Below are 16,437 nucleotides of genomic sequence, written 5' to 3'. Positions count from 1 at the left end.
TGACATAGTTCCACAAAAAGAAGTCCGTCCCGAAGGACGAACTCCAAATGATAAATATATTCTTCAACACCGTTTGACATAGTTCCCAAAAAATTCTATCAACTCTACTTGACGAAGAGCCAAAAATACGGTGTAGATTGTTCAAAATATACTTCTACACCGTCACATATCTGCATTCATGCTCCATCTGTAAAGTTCAAACACAAATTACGACATACTATGAAGCTTTTGTTCTCGATATAACCCAAAATAGTAGTACCCCAATCATAATAACAATTGGTAGTGCAATACCTGAGAACCCCCAAATGTAATCGTTTAATAATGAAATAATATAATACAGGACAAAGAGAACTACAACTGAACAAATGCCCTGGCTTTTACTTAAATATTTTGAAAAAATATTTTTTTGTATCATGAAGTGAAGGGTAGCAGTTAGTAAAGCCGTATCGATTAATAGTAGCCATACTAAATGCGAAGTGGAAAATGTACCCTCTTCGAGCCATAAAATGCTAATAACACTTGGACATGAAATCGAAAAATATTCAAAGGCTCCATCCAAAAAATTCACGAAATTTTGTTTACTTAATAGTTTCATTATAGTCTTTTCCCTTATATATTGATTAATAAATAATTACAAACAACATATACTCCATAACCTAATCAAAATAACAATGTGTAAAGTAGGCCTACCCAACATGCTAAAGCACTGCCGCTTGCCACATAATTTTTTGCAGAAATTTTATCGTTATTAGCATGAATATCACGTTTTGTAGTCACTAAACTCTTCTTATATGTTCTGAATCACTAGCACCGCCGCTGGAACAAATCTAACCCCTGACACTCGCTGGCTCAATCTAGCAGAGTAGGTTTCACGGATCAAATCAGAAACAGGTATCATCAAAAGTGCGATGAAAGTTATCAGCTGTGGCATTAGTTAAAGACTTATTCGAAACCCACAGTCCTGAGGCAGTTCATCGATATATATGGTCCAAATCAAGTAGCCGCAGTGCACCTACTTCTGAACCACGTGCCTAGTCAAGACGGTGGTGGAAGCTATGTACAAGCAGTTCAACATCAAAACGTCGCGGGTCTATAAGCGTGAAGCCTCGACAGAATGGAGCAAATTATTCCCGCCACCATTTGGCCCAAGGATTGCCTCATCTTTAGGCGGTTTAAAGCGGCTCTCGCTCTTGACAATTTCGATAAAAGTCAAAAATCTAAAGAGATGAATAAACTGTACTTCGATACATACGGCAACTCTCGAGACGTGATTCTAGTCGATTCACTCTACCACCAATTATATGCACTATAAAATGCTCAGGATTAAGACAGTGCACTAATACCCGGTAAGTAACCCAAGAATTCAGTCAGACAAAAGAGCAAACCGATTTTGGCATGAAAAACCGTATATTCGTAATTAAGAGTACAATCTCCTTCATCAAATTTCATAAAGGAATACGCTTTGTGCGTTCCAGGACAGTCGACTCAATCACAGCCACGATTAATACGGCGATTACCGCGATGAAACTAGACCTGCTTGTCAAGCATCTTGTACGCTAATCTTGACCACTTTCAAAACCCAAATTTTGCAATAAAACAAGTCCCTCGTCGTTGTACTGTACAGCCAATCATTAACTGCCGTCATTCACTACTCCCACGAAAACTCTCTTCGAAATTTTATACACATCAGCATTCTCGTGAGGGTGAGCGAGAACTCTGCCAAAATTCGAACAAGGCTGATATTAATTAATGACATATTTCCTGTTCCATATAAAATTAAAAGTCCAACAATCTGAACAACACCGGAAAAAATTGTCGTTGAAGTAGTTTCTTTCTCTTTACCAATTGATCCTAGAGCGGGCCACCCAAATATCATACTTGTGAATCCGAAAAACAAAACAGGAATCAATATACGTAAAGTTGACGTAGCACCAATATATTGATGGCCTCCAATGATTCCTAACCAAAATCCGCTGGTGATAAACAATACCAAGCATCCTAAGGTAATCAATGGCATGAATATTAACAATACATTTTTTATAACACGAAAGTTTTTTGTCTGAATCATGTGGGGATAAACGCCATCGACAACTGGTGTGTAAAGAGCCTGTATGCCTCCGCAGATTTGCGTACACAGACCCCAGTAGGCAACGTCCTTTGTTGACAATACTGCACCAATTACAACAGTGTCTAGCGCAGTAAAAGCTGCGGTTGCCATATTTGAAACAAAGAAAACAGCTGAATCTTTAAGACTTTGAATTGCCTTTTTTATCGGAACTGCGATAATTTTAATTTGTAGTTTCTTTAACTGTAATATAACAAAAAAAATTGCTACTAATGAGCCTAAAATATCAATGATTGGAATTAATAGAATGTCAGCATCACTTTTAATAAAAATAAAGGTAAGCAATGTTGAGATTACCTTCATTAAAACAAAGCGGGACGTCAGTACGTGCATTTTCTCAAATCCGCGAAATATATAATCAAACAATAAAATCGTTAATGCAATATTTACGAATGATAACACTACAAAAAGTGCATTTGTTCTGAGCATTTCTGACGTTTCAACAATGATTGCCAACGCAACGGCTGCAATTGTAACTAAAATCAAATTAGCAAAAAATACCCTTGAAACAACATAGTTTATATTGGCCCGGTTCTTTTTGGCAATGACGATATCTCTTGTACCAGACAAAATAAATCCGAAGTCAATAAATAACTGAAAATACTGCATTATAGCTTTAACATATACCACAAGACCATAGCCATCCAGCGAAAGAACCCGAGTTAAATATGGTAATGTGGCTAACGGGAAAAGTATCTTGGCAAAATTCATGCCATATAACGCAATTGTGTTTATTACAACCTTATTCTTCATACTTTCTCCTCATGCTAATAAGAAATCAAGAACCACGTTTTAATTTTTTGATTCGGTATTTGAATTATCAAAAAGCGCTGCACTCTGGCTATGTTCAAATAACTATCAGCCATAAAGTCAATCTTTAACTGATTAGAGATTAATAAGGCCTGAAAAAAATCAAACGGACCATTACAACTGACCTAAACCAGCTTCTAAACTACACTGAGCACTATACGTTTATCAATGATTAATCATTGTCTTCAAATGACAACACTGTATTCCGAATACCATTCTGCAGATTTACCATTTTCTTCCACCCAATATTTTCCAATTTTGTGGTATCTAACGGAGTTCTCTTAAACTTCGCATAAGCCTCGCTTTTTGAGGCTGGAATGTCAAAAACTACTTTCAAATTTCGCTCAGGAAAAATGTCAACGAATTCTTGGGCCAATTTTGCAATACTAATCGGATTATCTTCATTTGCAACATTGTAAACATTCTTGTTGTCACCATTTAGCATAACCATAAATATTGCTGCTACTGCATCGGCAACGTAACAAAAGGCACGTTCCGCATCACCTTTACTTTTCAAAACAATGTCTCTTGCGTTTACTGCATCATAAATCAGATCACTCATAATACGTCCATCTGAGTTGATTGCCATTCCTGGGCCATACGAGTGCGCGATTCTTGAAATTGTAAACGGCATTCCATACTGATTGGAAAAACTTTCAATTAACGTTTCAGCAAGTCGTTTACTTTCTGGGTAACAAGACCTTGCTTCAAGAGTATTCAATGCTCCGTACTGATTCTCAGCAATCGTGTTCACCCCTGGAAATGATTGTCCGTACACCTCACGTGTAGACAAAAAGTGAAATCCCTTACTATGCTTTTCTAGAGCCAGTTTTAATAACTGTTTTGTGCCAACCGTGTTCGCCTCTATTATTCCCACAGGATCACTGAGAATGTACTTCGGGCTTGCATTGCTAGCTGCATGGATAATCCAATCAACTGGGCCATCGACGTTCATATAGTCAACAACGTCATTCTGAACAAATTGAAACTTATCATAGTCCAACATGCCCGCAAATTTATTCTCCAGCTTCTTCTTATTTCTGTACGTTAAAATGGCTTTAATATTTAAGTCATATTTATGATTCAGATATCGAAGTGTAAATGCCATGTACGTTGCCAACATTCCGGTAACACCAGAAATCAGAACAGTACTGCCCCTTAACTTTTCCCAATCAACACTTTGCTGAACGATTAACTCTAAATCTCGCTGAATAATTTCACTCTGATAATTCATCGCTGTCTCACCCTCTTTATCTTAAAGCCCGTAAATTTGTTCATTCTCTCGAGCATCAAATAGTGCCTTGAACATATAAAAATCATCAGGCGTTGTAATTTTAATGTTCTCAAACGGTCCATCAACAACAGACACGTCCATCCCATAACTTGAGACAAGAGTGCATGAATCGATTGCGTTGGTTTCTCCGTCTTTAAGCGCACGCTCATGATAGCTCAAAATATCTTTCAAATAAAAGCTTTGAGGTGCCTTGGCAATATATGAGTGAGAACGCTGTGGAATTTTCACAATATTCTTGTCATCATCCACGATTACAAATGTTTCCTTAGTAGGAGTTGAGGTAATTGCTGACCCATGAGCTTTAACACTCTCGACGTTATCGGCCAGGAGTTGTGTATTGATTAGTGGCCGAACACCATCATGAATAAGAACAATGTCGTCGTCTGATGTGCTAATTTCCTTGGCTGCTTTAAGACCATGGTAAATTGACAATTGACCAGTTTCACCTCCTGGCACAATTTTCTTCACCTTTGTCAGTCGATACTGATCGACTAATTCTTGTAAATATTCGATTCCAGATTTAACACTCGCCACAACAATAGCGTCAATGTCCTCTGACTTTTGAAAAGTTTCAAGTGTGTGCACAATAATTGGCTTTGAATGAACCTTCAAAAATTGCTTTGGAACAGCCTTACTGTGCATTCTGGAACCAATACCACCTGCAAAGATTACACCAATATTCATGGCAAATTCTCCTTAAGACGCATACATGCATCTATTTTTATTTATAAACTATGTGCATACTGTGTGCTACACGCTGATTTTCATCTGGTAATATCATATACTCCCCGTACATCTGTCTTAAATATGAATCATAGCTCACAGGAATACGATAACTTCTATTTTCAAAATCAGCCAGCACTGTCTGATCAAACCCAGATTTCAAAACAATCTCTTTTCCAAAATGGATGCCAAACGTACTACCTACGTATGTTGATGTATCATATGAAAACTTGCTTAACGGAAACAAACAAGCCTTAAGTACCCTCTGTTTTCCTATACAAGTTGAAATTGCTTTTACAATTAGATAGATGAATTTTTTTAAAACTGAAAATTCATTTAGGTTAGCAAAGGAGTGTGCCACTAGTCTTGAAGTGAAACCAACACCTCGTTGTAGCCTAATAGCAGTTGAGAGCTTATCTCCATATCCGTCATATGGAAAAATATCGATAAACAAACCAGTTTCAATTTCCTTACTGGCTCTACTTTTAGATACGATTTTAGTCTTAGTATCAACAATTTTTGCATATGGCAAATGATAGTCGACATTCGCTGCACTCAAAACCTTATATTTTGAGTTAGTCCATGAATTTATGAACTCCTCATAGTCCTGTCTTGGCATACCAATATCAACATCGTCATCCCATGGAATAAACCCCTTATGTCTTACGGCACCGAGTAGTGTACCACCGACTAACCAATACTTTAAATTGTGACTAGAGCAGAAGGCAACGATACTGTCCAGCATCATCAATTCCTCATTATGAATTTCTTGTATGCTTAAATTATCACTCACAGTAGTTTTCCTCCATATAGTTCATAGATTCACATGGTAACTAAGTCCTTAATTCTTCTTGCCGGAACTCCAACATATAAGCCATTAGGCTCAGTCGATTTTGTGACCACAGCACCAGCCCCCACGACGCAACCCTTTGCAATTTTGACGTTTGGTAAAACTGTAACATTGGCACCAAGCCAACTACCTTCGCCTATTACAATATCACCAAACATATCTTCTCCGGCACGTAAATTACTTCCGCCAATTTTATGAGATTGGCATATTAGACTCGAGTTCGGACCTATATACGCGTTTTCCATAATCACAATGCTCGATAAGGGAGAAGTAGAGTAGAGAAAACAGTTTCTATTTATAAACGCATTTTTTTTGATGGTAACTCCGCTCACAGAAATTATTACCTTTTCCCTAATAAGCGCAGATGAATCTATTGCAATATCAGGACACTTATTAAGTAACCATATCCTAACAGGTACTGGACACATACTAGCAGGAGCCATCACCAATCTAATCAATCTTGAATACAGGCTCATCTTTTCCTCCCATGATTAACCAACAAACGACACCTCGCAAAGACTCTAGGCATTAAACGGCTGACCGTTCTTTTCAAAGGAAGCGTTTGTTGCGTCAAAATCATAAATATAATCACTTAAATGTTTTTCAATATATTCAACATCTCTTTCGAATTCAGGGTAATTCTCCTTGAGATTAGTATTATTTATGCTCATACGCGGATTGAAATGCTTGAATTTAGAAATGTGTGAATTGTTTTCTAAAGAACAGAACTTAATTATTTTTTTAAGTTGACCCTCGTAATCGTAAATCAAATCTTCAAATTGTACAAAAAGAGTATCATTAGTGCTTAACGGTTGTGAGTTTCGAATTGCAACAAATTGGTCTACGAACGCCTCTACATTTCCTTTAGGCAACCATCTACCTTCTGCAGAAAGCATTAACTGATGCTGTATATAGATGTCACGCGGATCACGATCAACGACTATTGCACGCGCATTTGGATAGAAAATCATGCTGTTATTCGGACTATTTGCCTCAAATGCCTGGTTCAACAATACTTTACCAGATAAATCAAATCCAGCAGATTTAAGAAGCTTTTCAATATATGCCTTTGTTACATCAATAAAGTCAATATCAACGTTAGGAATATTAATCTCTCTGATTGGCCACAAATCATAGTTTTTACCCGTTATCTTCTGGAAAACCGGAATTATTTTTTTCTTAAAAGCAAGCTCTGTCATCATTCTCAGCTTCGAACCAGACTCTGTATCGAAGCTTTCCATTCCAGAAAAGGAAGATTTGGTAATCTGACTAAGATACCATCTTGATATTTCATCGAAGTCTTTTTGGGAAACAAATCTTTTAATAAACGGAACTTTCGAATAATATTTAACAACATTCTTAAACCGAAGTATCGCAGCATCAGCCGACGCATTTTTTGCATGTGCCTTGCGTAAATGAAAATATAAGTCTTCAAGCCCGTCTACCTGGTAAGCAATCTTAAACTCTACTTCGCTCTTTGCTTGTATTCCTTCGAATTCTCTTAACAGTCCGTAAACAGCACCAGATCCGGTTGCTCCAAAACCAACAGTCGAAATAATCATATCCTACAACCTCATCAATTCTTATTGTCATCTTATACAGCCATTCGGTTTAATGACTATATTTTTTGGAACGGTCATTCAATCGTCGGGTGTTTGTAATAGTTTTGAGCTATTGCAAAAGCTATATAATAGTTCATTACACACGGTAGATAATAAAACGACATGTCAAGAATAAATGCTACGAGAACGGCGAACATTCCATAACCAACAATTCGTTTTTTTCTATCACCAATGAGTACTAGTATTGGCACAACCAGACAAATGAGGAACAGAAGTTGTGCGATAACCCCTCTGTTAAGCATAAAGCCCATCATACCTTCAGAACTAATACTGGTATTTGGCGCTCCTATTAATAGAAATCTAACAAAGCCTTTGTTATCAAGGTTGAATATATAATTTAGGGCATTGGACCAAATCATACTTCGATTACTAGTTGGATTAGCAATCGTCTGAGTTACATATCTATTGTACAATTGGCCTATGACCTGTGTTCTGGCAAAGCTAAAGTATAATACTACAACTATGGTGAAAAGAAAAAGAAATCTTAATGTTCTAGCTCGCTCAGTCTTACTCAGATTCCGCAGATAATTAAACATAACTACACAACCAATTACGCTCATCGGAAACAATATGCTTCGTGATCCACACAATAATAATCCAATAACAGAAAAAATTACACTAACCGTTTTTGTCTTTCGCCATTTTTTTGATGCTGGTTTCCAAATCAGCATCAGTACCAAAGCAGTCGCCAAAAATAACCCTACACTATTTCCATTTTGGTATGTAGAAGGCATTTTGTTAGCTTCACCAACAAGCGAATTAGTGTCTCCACCATTATAACCGATGTTTTTTGCGGCTAAGTCCTGCCCCCATGTATATGTTAGTCCCTTAATGGAAATATTGATTATGCCAAAAATCTTTTGGCATACCATATAAAGTCCATTCATTATTGAGGCTACAGACACAATCTTTAAAGCCCTATCAGCGGAGTCTTTATAAAACAAAGTTCCCGCCAGTGGGCTTAGCAAAACAACCACGGTTTTAGCAACAGTCATTGTTGAAATTGTTCTGTCGCTTAAATTAATAAATACACTAAAAAGACAAATCATTAACAACAGGTAGTACGCTATAAAGAAATACATATTAGAAAATAAGAACTTAACAACGTATTGTAGATTAAGTAAAATCGCAATACCAAATAACAGCATATTTAAGGTTAAAGGCAGAGCTCCAACCTGAATTCCTGCCTTCGGTATCACCATAGTTACAAACTCAAAAAGCTCATTCATTAAGCTGCTCCATTACTATTTTACTAAAGTTTAGATAGTATTGTGCGATTGTTAACTTCTTACTTAGTCGCAGACTTTCATTGGACATTTCAGACCGCATAGCGTCGTCTCCTGCTAAATGGTTCATAGCCTTTGAAATGTTCACCAAAAAATTGCCGTCTCTCTTGATGATAATCGCATTTTTCCCATTTACATATTCCGGAATGCCCCCAGAATCACTCGTTATTATAGGTTTACCCGATGTAATAGCTTCGATAATTGTTAGTGGAGCTGGATCATCCCAAACAGACGGTAAGACACATACATCTGCAATGTTGTATAAAACACCAATCTCATCATGCGGGACAAAGCCAGTAAAAATTATCTGACCCTCGGAGTTCTTTACCTCTGATTGAACTTGCTGTTCAAAAGAATCCGTCACATCTGTATTGAAAAAAGAACTGCCGACAATTAAAAGCTTAAAGTTTGGTTTTTTGATTATATTAAAAGCTTTAACTGTTTCCAGCACACCTTTTTCCTTGGAAATTCTTCCCGTGAATAAGAAAACAATATCACGGCTCTTAATTCCAAATTTTTCTCGAAATTCGGAAAACTTTGAGCTGCCTTCCATTTGTAAGAACATAGTCGAGTCTACGGAATTTCTCAAAACTTTGAATCTACTATCACCAATGGCAGGATACTTCAACTTTAAAGTTGAATTTATATACTGACTAACTCCAATAACCCGATTAACGTTCATGATGTACTTATCATTACCAAAGGAGTTTTTTATTACATTGTGTAGATGAAGCCCGTATTTTCCGCTATATTTTTTGAAATTATCTCTATATCTTAATGCAGAAAACAAAGTAGCATTATTTTCAAATAATAAGTAATCAAGATCCATGCCGTTAAGCTGTCTTCCAACTTCTCGAATGAAATGTATCCGTTTGATAATATATCTAAACGAACTAGATTGCTTGTTTTTAAACAATTTCTTTGCCAGTAAAAAGATTGTTTTGTCGAGACGGTCTATAAAGGATGAGTTCTTTACAAAAACAAATCTAGACTTGGGGTATTTTGCTGATTCTGCTTTGGCACGGTTGTCAAAAGCACTAAAAATAACGAATTCAAAATTACCTTCATTTTCGTTTTGTTTTAAAAGATATTCATCAAGAGTCTCAACGGCTCCGCCTTTACTTGCAGGCACTGGTAAGTATCCTGAAGTGATAATCCCAATTTTTTTCATTGAATATTTCCGCCTGTAAAATCTATTTGCAATTATTTTGCTTATTAATAATTATCAGCTACAGTTTCGCCGTCAACTTTACATCCGGATACTTATCCTGGAACCACCGCATCGCGAACGCGTTCTCGAACAGGAACAGTGGCTGATCATGAATATCCTTCACCAGCAAGTTCCGGCTCGACGACATCTTTTCATCCAGCTGTTCTGGATCAATCCAGCGCGCAGTCCGGCTACCAATCGTCGTCATCTCAACTTCGGAGTTGTATTCGTTCAACATCCGGAACTTGAAGACTTCGAACTGCAGCTGACCAACGGCACCCAAGATGTACTCGTTGGTCGTGTAGGTCCGGTATAGTTGTACCGCGCCTTCCTGCACCAACTGCTGCATCCCCTTGTGGAAGCTCTTCTGCTTCATCACGTTCTTCGCGGTGACACGCATGAACAGTTCCGGCGTGAACTGTGGTAGTGGCTCGAACTCAACGGCACCCTTACCGGCGTAAATCGTATCACCGATTTGGAAGTTCCCGGTATCGTAGAGTCCGACGATATCCCCCGCAACCGCGGTATTCACCGTTTCGCGGGAATCGGCCATGAACTCAGTTGAGTTGGACAGGCGAATCGTCTTGCCCGTCCGGTTCAACGTCACGTCCATCCCGCGTTCAAACGCACCAGAGACGATGCGCACGAATGCGATGCGGTCACGGTGTGCTGGGTTCATGTTCGCCTGAATCTTGAACACGAAGCCAGAGAAACGGTCGGTCGTTGGGGCGACTTCATCGCCGCCAACGGTCTTCTTGGCGCTTGGTTCTGGGGCCATGTCTACGAAGCTGTCGAGGAAGGTTTCTACCCCGAAGTTCGTCAACGCGGAACCGAAGAATACTGGCGTCTGGTCCCCGCGGAGAATCTTCTCTTCGCTGAACTGGTTACCCGCGTCATCCAGAAGCTCAATGTCGTCCAAGGCCGCACGGTAGGTGCTTTCCTTAGCGATAGGGTCGTCTGCTGGCAACTTGCCGTCTGCGTCCAGCGCCGCGAAACGCTGGTCTTCCGTTGCTGGACGGTAACGTTCGATGCGGTGGTTCTTCCGGTCGTAGAGACCTTCCAGCACCTTCCCGGAACCGATTGGCCAGTTCATTGCGTATCCTTCGATACCAAGCAGCTCTTCCAGCTCGGCAATCAAGTCGAGTGGTTCACGGCCATCACGATCCAGCTTGTTCATGAAGGTGAAGATCGGAATACCGCGCTTCTTAACGACCTTGAACAGCTTCTTGGTCTGGGCTTCAATCCCCTTAGCGGAGTCGATAACCATGACGGCCGCGTCAACGGCCATCAGGGTCCGGTACGTGTCTTCAGAGAAGTCCTCGTGCCCTGGAGTGTCCAGGATGTTGATGCGCTTGCCGTGGTAGTCAAACTGGAGCACGGAACTCGTAACGGAAATCCCACGCTGCTTTTCGATTTCCATCCAGTCAGACTTGGCGAAGTGCCCAGACTTCTTCCCCTTAACGGTCCCGGCTTCCCGAATCACACCCCCGAAGAGCAAGAGTTGTTCAGTGATGGTCGTCTTCCCCGCATCGGGGTGACTGATGATGGCGAAGGTGCGGCGCTGCGCAACTTCTTTTGCTAATTCATTCTTATCCATGATGTTTCCTTTCGTAGCCCGCACGGTTGCGTCAATAAGCCAAGGTGCGTGTGCGTGAATGTCTTTATACAAAATTTCCTAAAAGATATAGGGGTCAGTGTTCCGCAGAACTGAGGTACTCATGGAACACGTTTTGTTCCATTTTAACCGAACTATATCTCTGTACCACCCTTTTCTGGCCCGCAATTCCCATGGCATGCAGAGATTCGCGGTTTACCGAACTCAGCACATCAACTATTGCTTTAACGCTCTCAGGTTGAAAAAGCTTGCCAATATTATCCGAATCAATAATGTTGGCCAGGCCTCCAACATTGGCAGCTAGAACCGCACATTGATTCCGCATTGCTTCCAACGCCACCAACCCGAAGCCCTCCCAGCGTGACGGGATAATTACAGCATCCGAGGTTAACATTTCTTTTGCGACTTCCTCAGACGTTAGCCACCCGAGAAGCTCGATATTATTGGGCAATTCATCATCTGCAATGCTGAGACCGTCAACAACTGTACGACCAGCAAGTTTGAAGGCCATCTGTGGCAATTTTTTTGCGGCCTCAACTAGTAAGTCCACACCTTTTTGTCGATCAAAGCGGCCAACAAACAAAATCTTTAACTTTCCTTCGAGTGCCCGCTTGTCGGGTAATGTTGCGGGAACCACAATTGAGTTGTTAATTGAAATCATCTTATTTACAGGTAACCCAAAAGATTCAGCCGCATTCTGCTCACTTTTCGAAATATTGATGATGGAATCACATCCATGAGCTAAAAATCGCTCCACAGCTGCATATACCTGATTCTTGAGCATTCCTGAATCTCGGGTGAAAGACCAACCATGAGCACAGTAAATTACATTAAAGCGCGCATGTTGAACTAGGTTTCTAAAACGCAACAGCCCAGCAAAGGAACTATGCAAGTGCACGACATCAGGCTGTATTTGCTTAATTGTTTTCCAAAGAGACAATAGACGGACAATTCCGGAGAATCCGCGCCTATAAGGATATGTAATGATTTCAACCTTGTTCGAATCGAATTCCAATTTTTCAGAGTTAGTAGAGCTCATAAAGAGGACAATTTTGGAAATCTCTGGATTCTTCATCTGCTCGCTAATAAGTACGCGGAGGTATGTTGCTACTCCTCCAGACACATACTCGCCGACATGCACTACCCGCATTCCATTGTCACCCCTTTTTCCTTAGACCTTATTTATTATATGTAAACTCGTCAAATTTTTGCCTAATGCTCTGCTAGTATGGACTTTTGATAATGTTCGTACTTTACGTAATCACACACGAAGTTTTTAGATTTCTCGTGACTAGGTCGTAGTCTGACCCACTTTATCAATATCTTTAATTTTACACGAAAGAATGCCGGTTTGCAGGCATTTTCAACCGATAAAACGGATACATTTCAGTAATCCATATTTAATTTTTGTTACACGATTTTGGACGGGTTATTTTACCATGAACCTCAGTCCGCGCCCGGCGCGCGGGCATTGGCGTTAGCAGACCAACGGGAGACTGCTACTGTCATTTTACACGTATGCAACGAATTGGGGAACCAAGATTTGTTAATTGAACTATGGGCTTTTGACATACGGCGCCCAGCTCGGATGACGAACATTCGCTGAGTTCGCAGCCACTAAATGCATAGCCTGATTGAGCGTGGCGCCAGATCAATCAACCGCATCACCAAACGAAAATGCGATTTCGGAAAATTTACACTGGACATATATTTAAATACGCGCAAGAAGTGTTGCTGAACCTTGTCATTCCGCGGTTTTAGCACTTCGACTTGGTCAAACAAAGTCAAACATCTACTCTGATTTTCGGCTCAATCCAGCCTCAATGCTAATCTTTCATGAAACCCTGGCGCATATTTTTAAATATGTCCTCTCTTATTTTTCTGAAACCAGCCAAGCCGCGAAACGTGTCGACGTTCTCGCAGACATGGCGCGCTCCAGCCAAAACAAAAAGCACCCAGACCATTGCTGATCTGGGTGCCATGTTGATTGCTATCTGTGGATGTTACTTATCGGAGCCGTAGCCATAACCGTAGCCATAGCCGTATCCGTAGCCATAACCATAGCCCTTATCGCCGCGCCCGTTCTTCACGCGCTCAACAACGCCGAGAATCTTGGCGTCGGCCATCTTCAGGACTTCAACCGTGCGCTGGATGTTTCCGCGCAGTGTCTTCTCCATCCGAACGACGAGTACCGTGCCGTCGACTTCTGGCAGGCTGACCTGCACGTCGGAAACCGCGAGTACTGGTGTGGCATCGAGGATGACGATGTCGTAGTTAGCCCGGGCCCATTCAACGAACTGGTGCATGTGCTTGGAACCCAGCAGTTCAGATGGGTTTGGTGGCACTGGACCCGCAGTGAGTACAGCCAGGTTATCCACGAAGCTGTCCGTGATGACTTCTTCCGGGAGCTTGTTCCCGGCCAGGATGGTGGACAGTCCCTGCGTGTTGGCACTGTTGAAGGTCAGGTGCACAGTTGGACGCCGCATGTCGGCGTCAACCAGCAGGACCTTCTTCCCCGCCTGTGCCCAGGTCACGGCAACATTGGCCGCGACGGTGGACTTACCATCAGACATTTCTGGTGACGTGAACATCACAACCTTGAGTTCATCTAGGGCAGCCCCAGCGAACTCGATGTTGGTGCGCACAGTCCGCAGCTGTTCGGAGATGGTGTGTTTGGGCTGGTAGGCGGTAATCAGGCGGACACCATTCGTGATGCTTTCGTCGGATTCCTGTTTATGCTTATTCTTGAATATTTTAAACATCAGTCTGCCCTCCTATACGCGCCGCGTCGATCGCCGCGTGCGGCCTTCACGTGAACCAGTTGCTGGCGCATTCTTCGTGTGGTCGTGGTGCCCGGACTTGTCGACCTTACCGATGTACTGCACCATGCCGAGATTAATCAGCCCAAGGTCATCAGTCAAGAACTCAACTGACTTTACAGCTCGGTCAGTCAGTTCGCGAATAGTCCCCCAAATAAAGGCGATCATCACCCCGAGCACCAGCCCAGCAAGTACAATAATTTTCTTATTGGGAGATACCGCTGAATTATTCGTCGTCGCCTTCGATACAACAGACAAATTCTTGACACTCATCATCTTAGCGATATTGTCTTTGAAAACAGTCGCAATGGCATTTGCAATGTTTTTCGCACGGGAAGCATTAGTGTCGGTCACGGTGACAGTGAATACCTGGGAGTTAGTCTCGTTGGTGACAGTAATTTCACCAGCAAGCATTCCTGCACTTATACTCCCTGCATCATACTTTGCCCTTTCAAGCTTGTACTGCGCCGGCTGCGCTTTCTTAACGGTCACTGTCTCGTACTGCAGCTTACTAGTGCTCCATTCCCGCTTGGTTTTCGCCGGAACAGCCTTCTTCACCAGCACCTTGTGCGGTTTTGTAAGCTTGTTTGCTACCTTGTTCAAGATAACTGGCTTTGTGATGATGTCTTTGTAGGTGTTAATCATCGCCACATCTGCCTGCTGATCAGCATATTGTACGGCAGTCGCATTATCACTACTTTTCCGGTTAACCAGCATCGCCACCGCGGACGAGTACTTCGGCGTCAGTGCGAACTTCGCCACAGCAAAGGCCGCACCGCCACCAATGATCCCCAAAACTACCATCCAGACGAAGCTACGTTTAATGATGTTCCATAAACGCGTTAGTTCAATAACGTTATCCATGACTACTCCCATTTAACTAGTATGTACGTTTGCTCAGCCCCGCAAAATTTTGCGCATGGGCACAACAATTTCAATAATTCTTATTAAAGCACACATTTGGGGTTGGGCAAATAGGCGGCGCTCGGTTGGTGACGCTTTCGTGGGGGATTTAAAGGAATTGACATATAGTCAAAATCACTAAGTACAGGCACCGGTACTAACCGTTACTTCAAGACTTCAGCATCTTTGAACGTTGGTCACTACCAACAGACTTCTCACTTTGGTCAGTGCCGGTTTACCGTTATCAATGCTTGTCTTGCTAAGAAGCAAACCACTATTAGGATGGGACCCTAACGGAAAATGATCAGAACCTCCATTCTCAGACGGAGATAGCACACTGAAGTTTCCAGAAAAATTTCCACTATTTCTTATCATTTCGACGAGTGTGTTACACGTGCCCATTGAAAAGGCCATCCCCTTAAATGTGCCGACTGCTAACAAAACATCAAACGTTCTATTAAGTTTATTCGCCAAAAAATCGCGAACAACCTTTTCGTTTAAGCTAATTGCTTTTTTATATTGTGTATCCTCTAATACATCTTTAACAGCGCCAGTGTTTTTGATTCCAAAATACCTGCAGAGTGCCCCCTGTTTCATAGCTCTAATATCAGAGGTCACAAAAGGCAGAGAATTTATTACAATCAACCTAGTGTATTCATATTTTCTTAAGCGTTGTACTAAGTTTATAATTGTATTTGGAACCTGATACTGACCACTTTTATCGATAATATTTGCGGGATTGCGCATTAAGACCAAGAGGGGGTTGTGTTGAATATTGTCCGACCCTGTATCTACCTCACTTCGTCCGGGTAAATCAAATATAGTTACGAAACGCAGATTTTTTTCAACTCCCTTTTCAGACTGACTAGCGTCCAACTGGTTAGAAAGCGTATAACACGTAATCCCATATCCATGCCAGTATCTTTTATGTTCTTCTACTGGAACTTCAGTTATATCTTCATTCATACTCATTCACTCTCCAGGCATACTTTAATTCGATCGTGTTTCAAGCCTACCACCCGTATTTCTCAATAACAAGCTGGTCTCATACGTGAACTGAGTATAAAATTATGCACGGCTGTTAAACCTTTCTGTTCTGATTTTCAACGTAAACGACCGAGACGTTTTGGGTCTACACTTTCTGGTGTTGGAGATTTTTCTCCAACTCAGAGGTGTAGGC

The 16,437-nt window shown here is 41.2% G+C and carries 13 protein-coding genes; all 13 read right to left on the bottom strand.

Going from position 1 to position 16,437, the window contains the following annotated elements; genetic code table 11:
• Nucleotides 1-1,648 precede the first annotated feature (1,648 nt).
• The 13 genes from FC18_RS09315 to FC18_RS09255 all read right to left on the bottom strand — a co-directional run bounded on the left by FC18_RS09315 (nt 1,649) and on the right by FC18_RS09255 (nt 16,229).
• Nucleotides 1,649-2,878: an oligosaccharide flippase family protein gene (locus FC18_RS09315; RefSeq protein WP_056976155.1), complete on the bottom strand. Its 1,230-nt coding sequence runs from the start codon at nt 2,876-2,878 to the stop codon at nt 1,649-1,651.
• A gap of 229 nt (nt 2,879-3,107) precedes the next feature.
• Entirely contained in the window at nt 3,108-4,169 is a 1,062-nt protein-coding gene (locus tag FC18_RS09310) for an NAD-dependent epimerase/dehydratase family protein (RefSeq protein ID WP_056976153.1), read from the bottom strand.
• Nucleotides 4,170-4,190: 21 nt separating this feature from the next.
• Nucleotides 4,191-4,913, bottom strand: coding sequence for an IspD/TarI family cytidylyltransferase (locus tag FC18_RS09305; RefSeq protein ID WP_054680359.1), 723 nt, complete (start codon nt 4,911-4,913; stop codon nt 4,191-4,193).
• A 37-nt stretch (nt 4,914-4,950) separates the two neighbouring features.
• A complete protein-coding gene (locus FC18_RS09300; protein ID WP_056976151.1) occupies nt 4,951-5,745 on the bottom strand; it encodes a LicD family protein in 795 nt (264 codons plus the stop codon).
• A 29-nt stretch (nt 5,746-5,774) separates the two neighbouring features.
• Complete coding sequence (locus FC18_RS09295) at nt 5,775-6,278, bottom strand: acyltransferase (protein WP_056976148.1); 504 nt, start codon at nt 6,276-6,278, stop codon at nt 5,775-5,777.
• Nucleotides 6,279-6,323: 45 nt separating this feature from the next.
• Complete coding sequence (locus tag FC18_RS09290; protein ID WP_054680350.1) at nt 6,324-7,364, bottom strand: sulfotransferase; 1,041 nt, start codon at nt 7,362-7,364, stop codon at nt 6,324-6,326.
• Between the two features lie 74 nt (nt 7,365-7,438).
• A complete protein-coding gene (locus tag FC18_RS09285; protein WP_054680347.1) occupies nt 7,439-8,653 on the bottom strand; it encodes an O-antigen ligase family protein in 1,215 nt (404 codons plus the stop codon).
• A complete protein-coding gene (locus tag FC18_RS09280) occupies nt 8,646-9,881 on the bottom strand; it encodes a glycosyltransferase family 4 protein (protein WP_056976146.1) in 1,236 nt (411 codons plus the stop codon). Before FC18_RS09280 ends, FC18_RS09285 begins: the two co-directional genes overlap by 8 nt.
• 58 nt (nt 9,882-9,939) lie before the next feature.
• Nucleotides 9,940-11,517 carry a peptide chain release factor 3 gene (locus FC18_RS09275; protein ID WP_054680338.1) on the bottom strand — a complete coding sequence of 526 codons (1,578 nt, stop codon included), beginning with the start codon at nt 11,515-11,517 and terminating at the stop codon, nt 9,940-9,942.
• 94 nt (nt 11,518-11,611) lie between these two features.
• A complete protein-coding gene (locus tag FC18_RS09270; protein WP_056976144.1) occupies nt 11,612-12,685 on the bottom strand; it encodes a glycosyltransferase in 1,074 nt (357 codons plus the stop codon).
• 853 nt (nt 12,686-13,538) lie between these two features.
• Complete coding sequence (locus tag FC18_RS09265) at nt 13,539-14,297, bottom strand: CpsD/CapB family tyrosine-protein kinase (protein ID WP_082620498.1); 759 nt, start codon at nt 14,295-14,297, stop codon at nt 13,539-13,541.
• A 12-nt stretch (nt 14,298-14,309) separates the two neighbouring features.
• Nucleotides 14,310-15,218 carry a YveK family protein gene (locus FC18_RS09260; protein WP_054680329.1) on the bottom strand — a complete coding sequence of 303 codons (909 nt, stop codon included), beginning with the start codon at nt 15,216-15,218 and terminating at the stop codon, nt 14,310-14,312.
• Between the two features lie 216 nt (nt 15,219-15,434).
• On the bottom strand, nt 15,435-16,229 hold the full coding sequence (locus FC18_RS09255; protein WP_156300980.1) for a DUF1643 domain-containing protein: 795 nt from the start codon (nt 16,227-16,229) through the stop codon (nt 15,435-15,437).
• Between the last annotated feature and the right edge of the window lie 208 nt (nt 16,230-16,437).

Source organism: Lacticaseibacillus sharpeae JCM 1186 = DSM 20505 (assembly GCF_001436225.1).
GTDB classification, from domain to species: domain Bacteria; phylum Bacillota; class Bacilli; order Lactobacillales; family Lactobacillaceae; genus Lacticaseibacillus; species Lacticaseibacillus sharpeae.
This window is presented reverse-complemented; position numbering and strand designations above follow the sequence as displayed.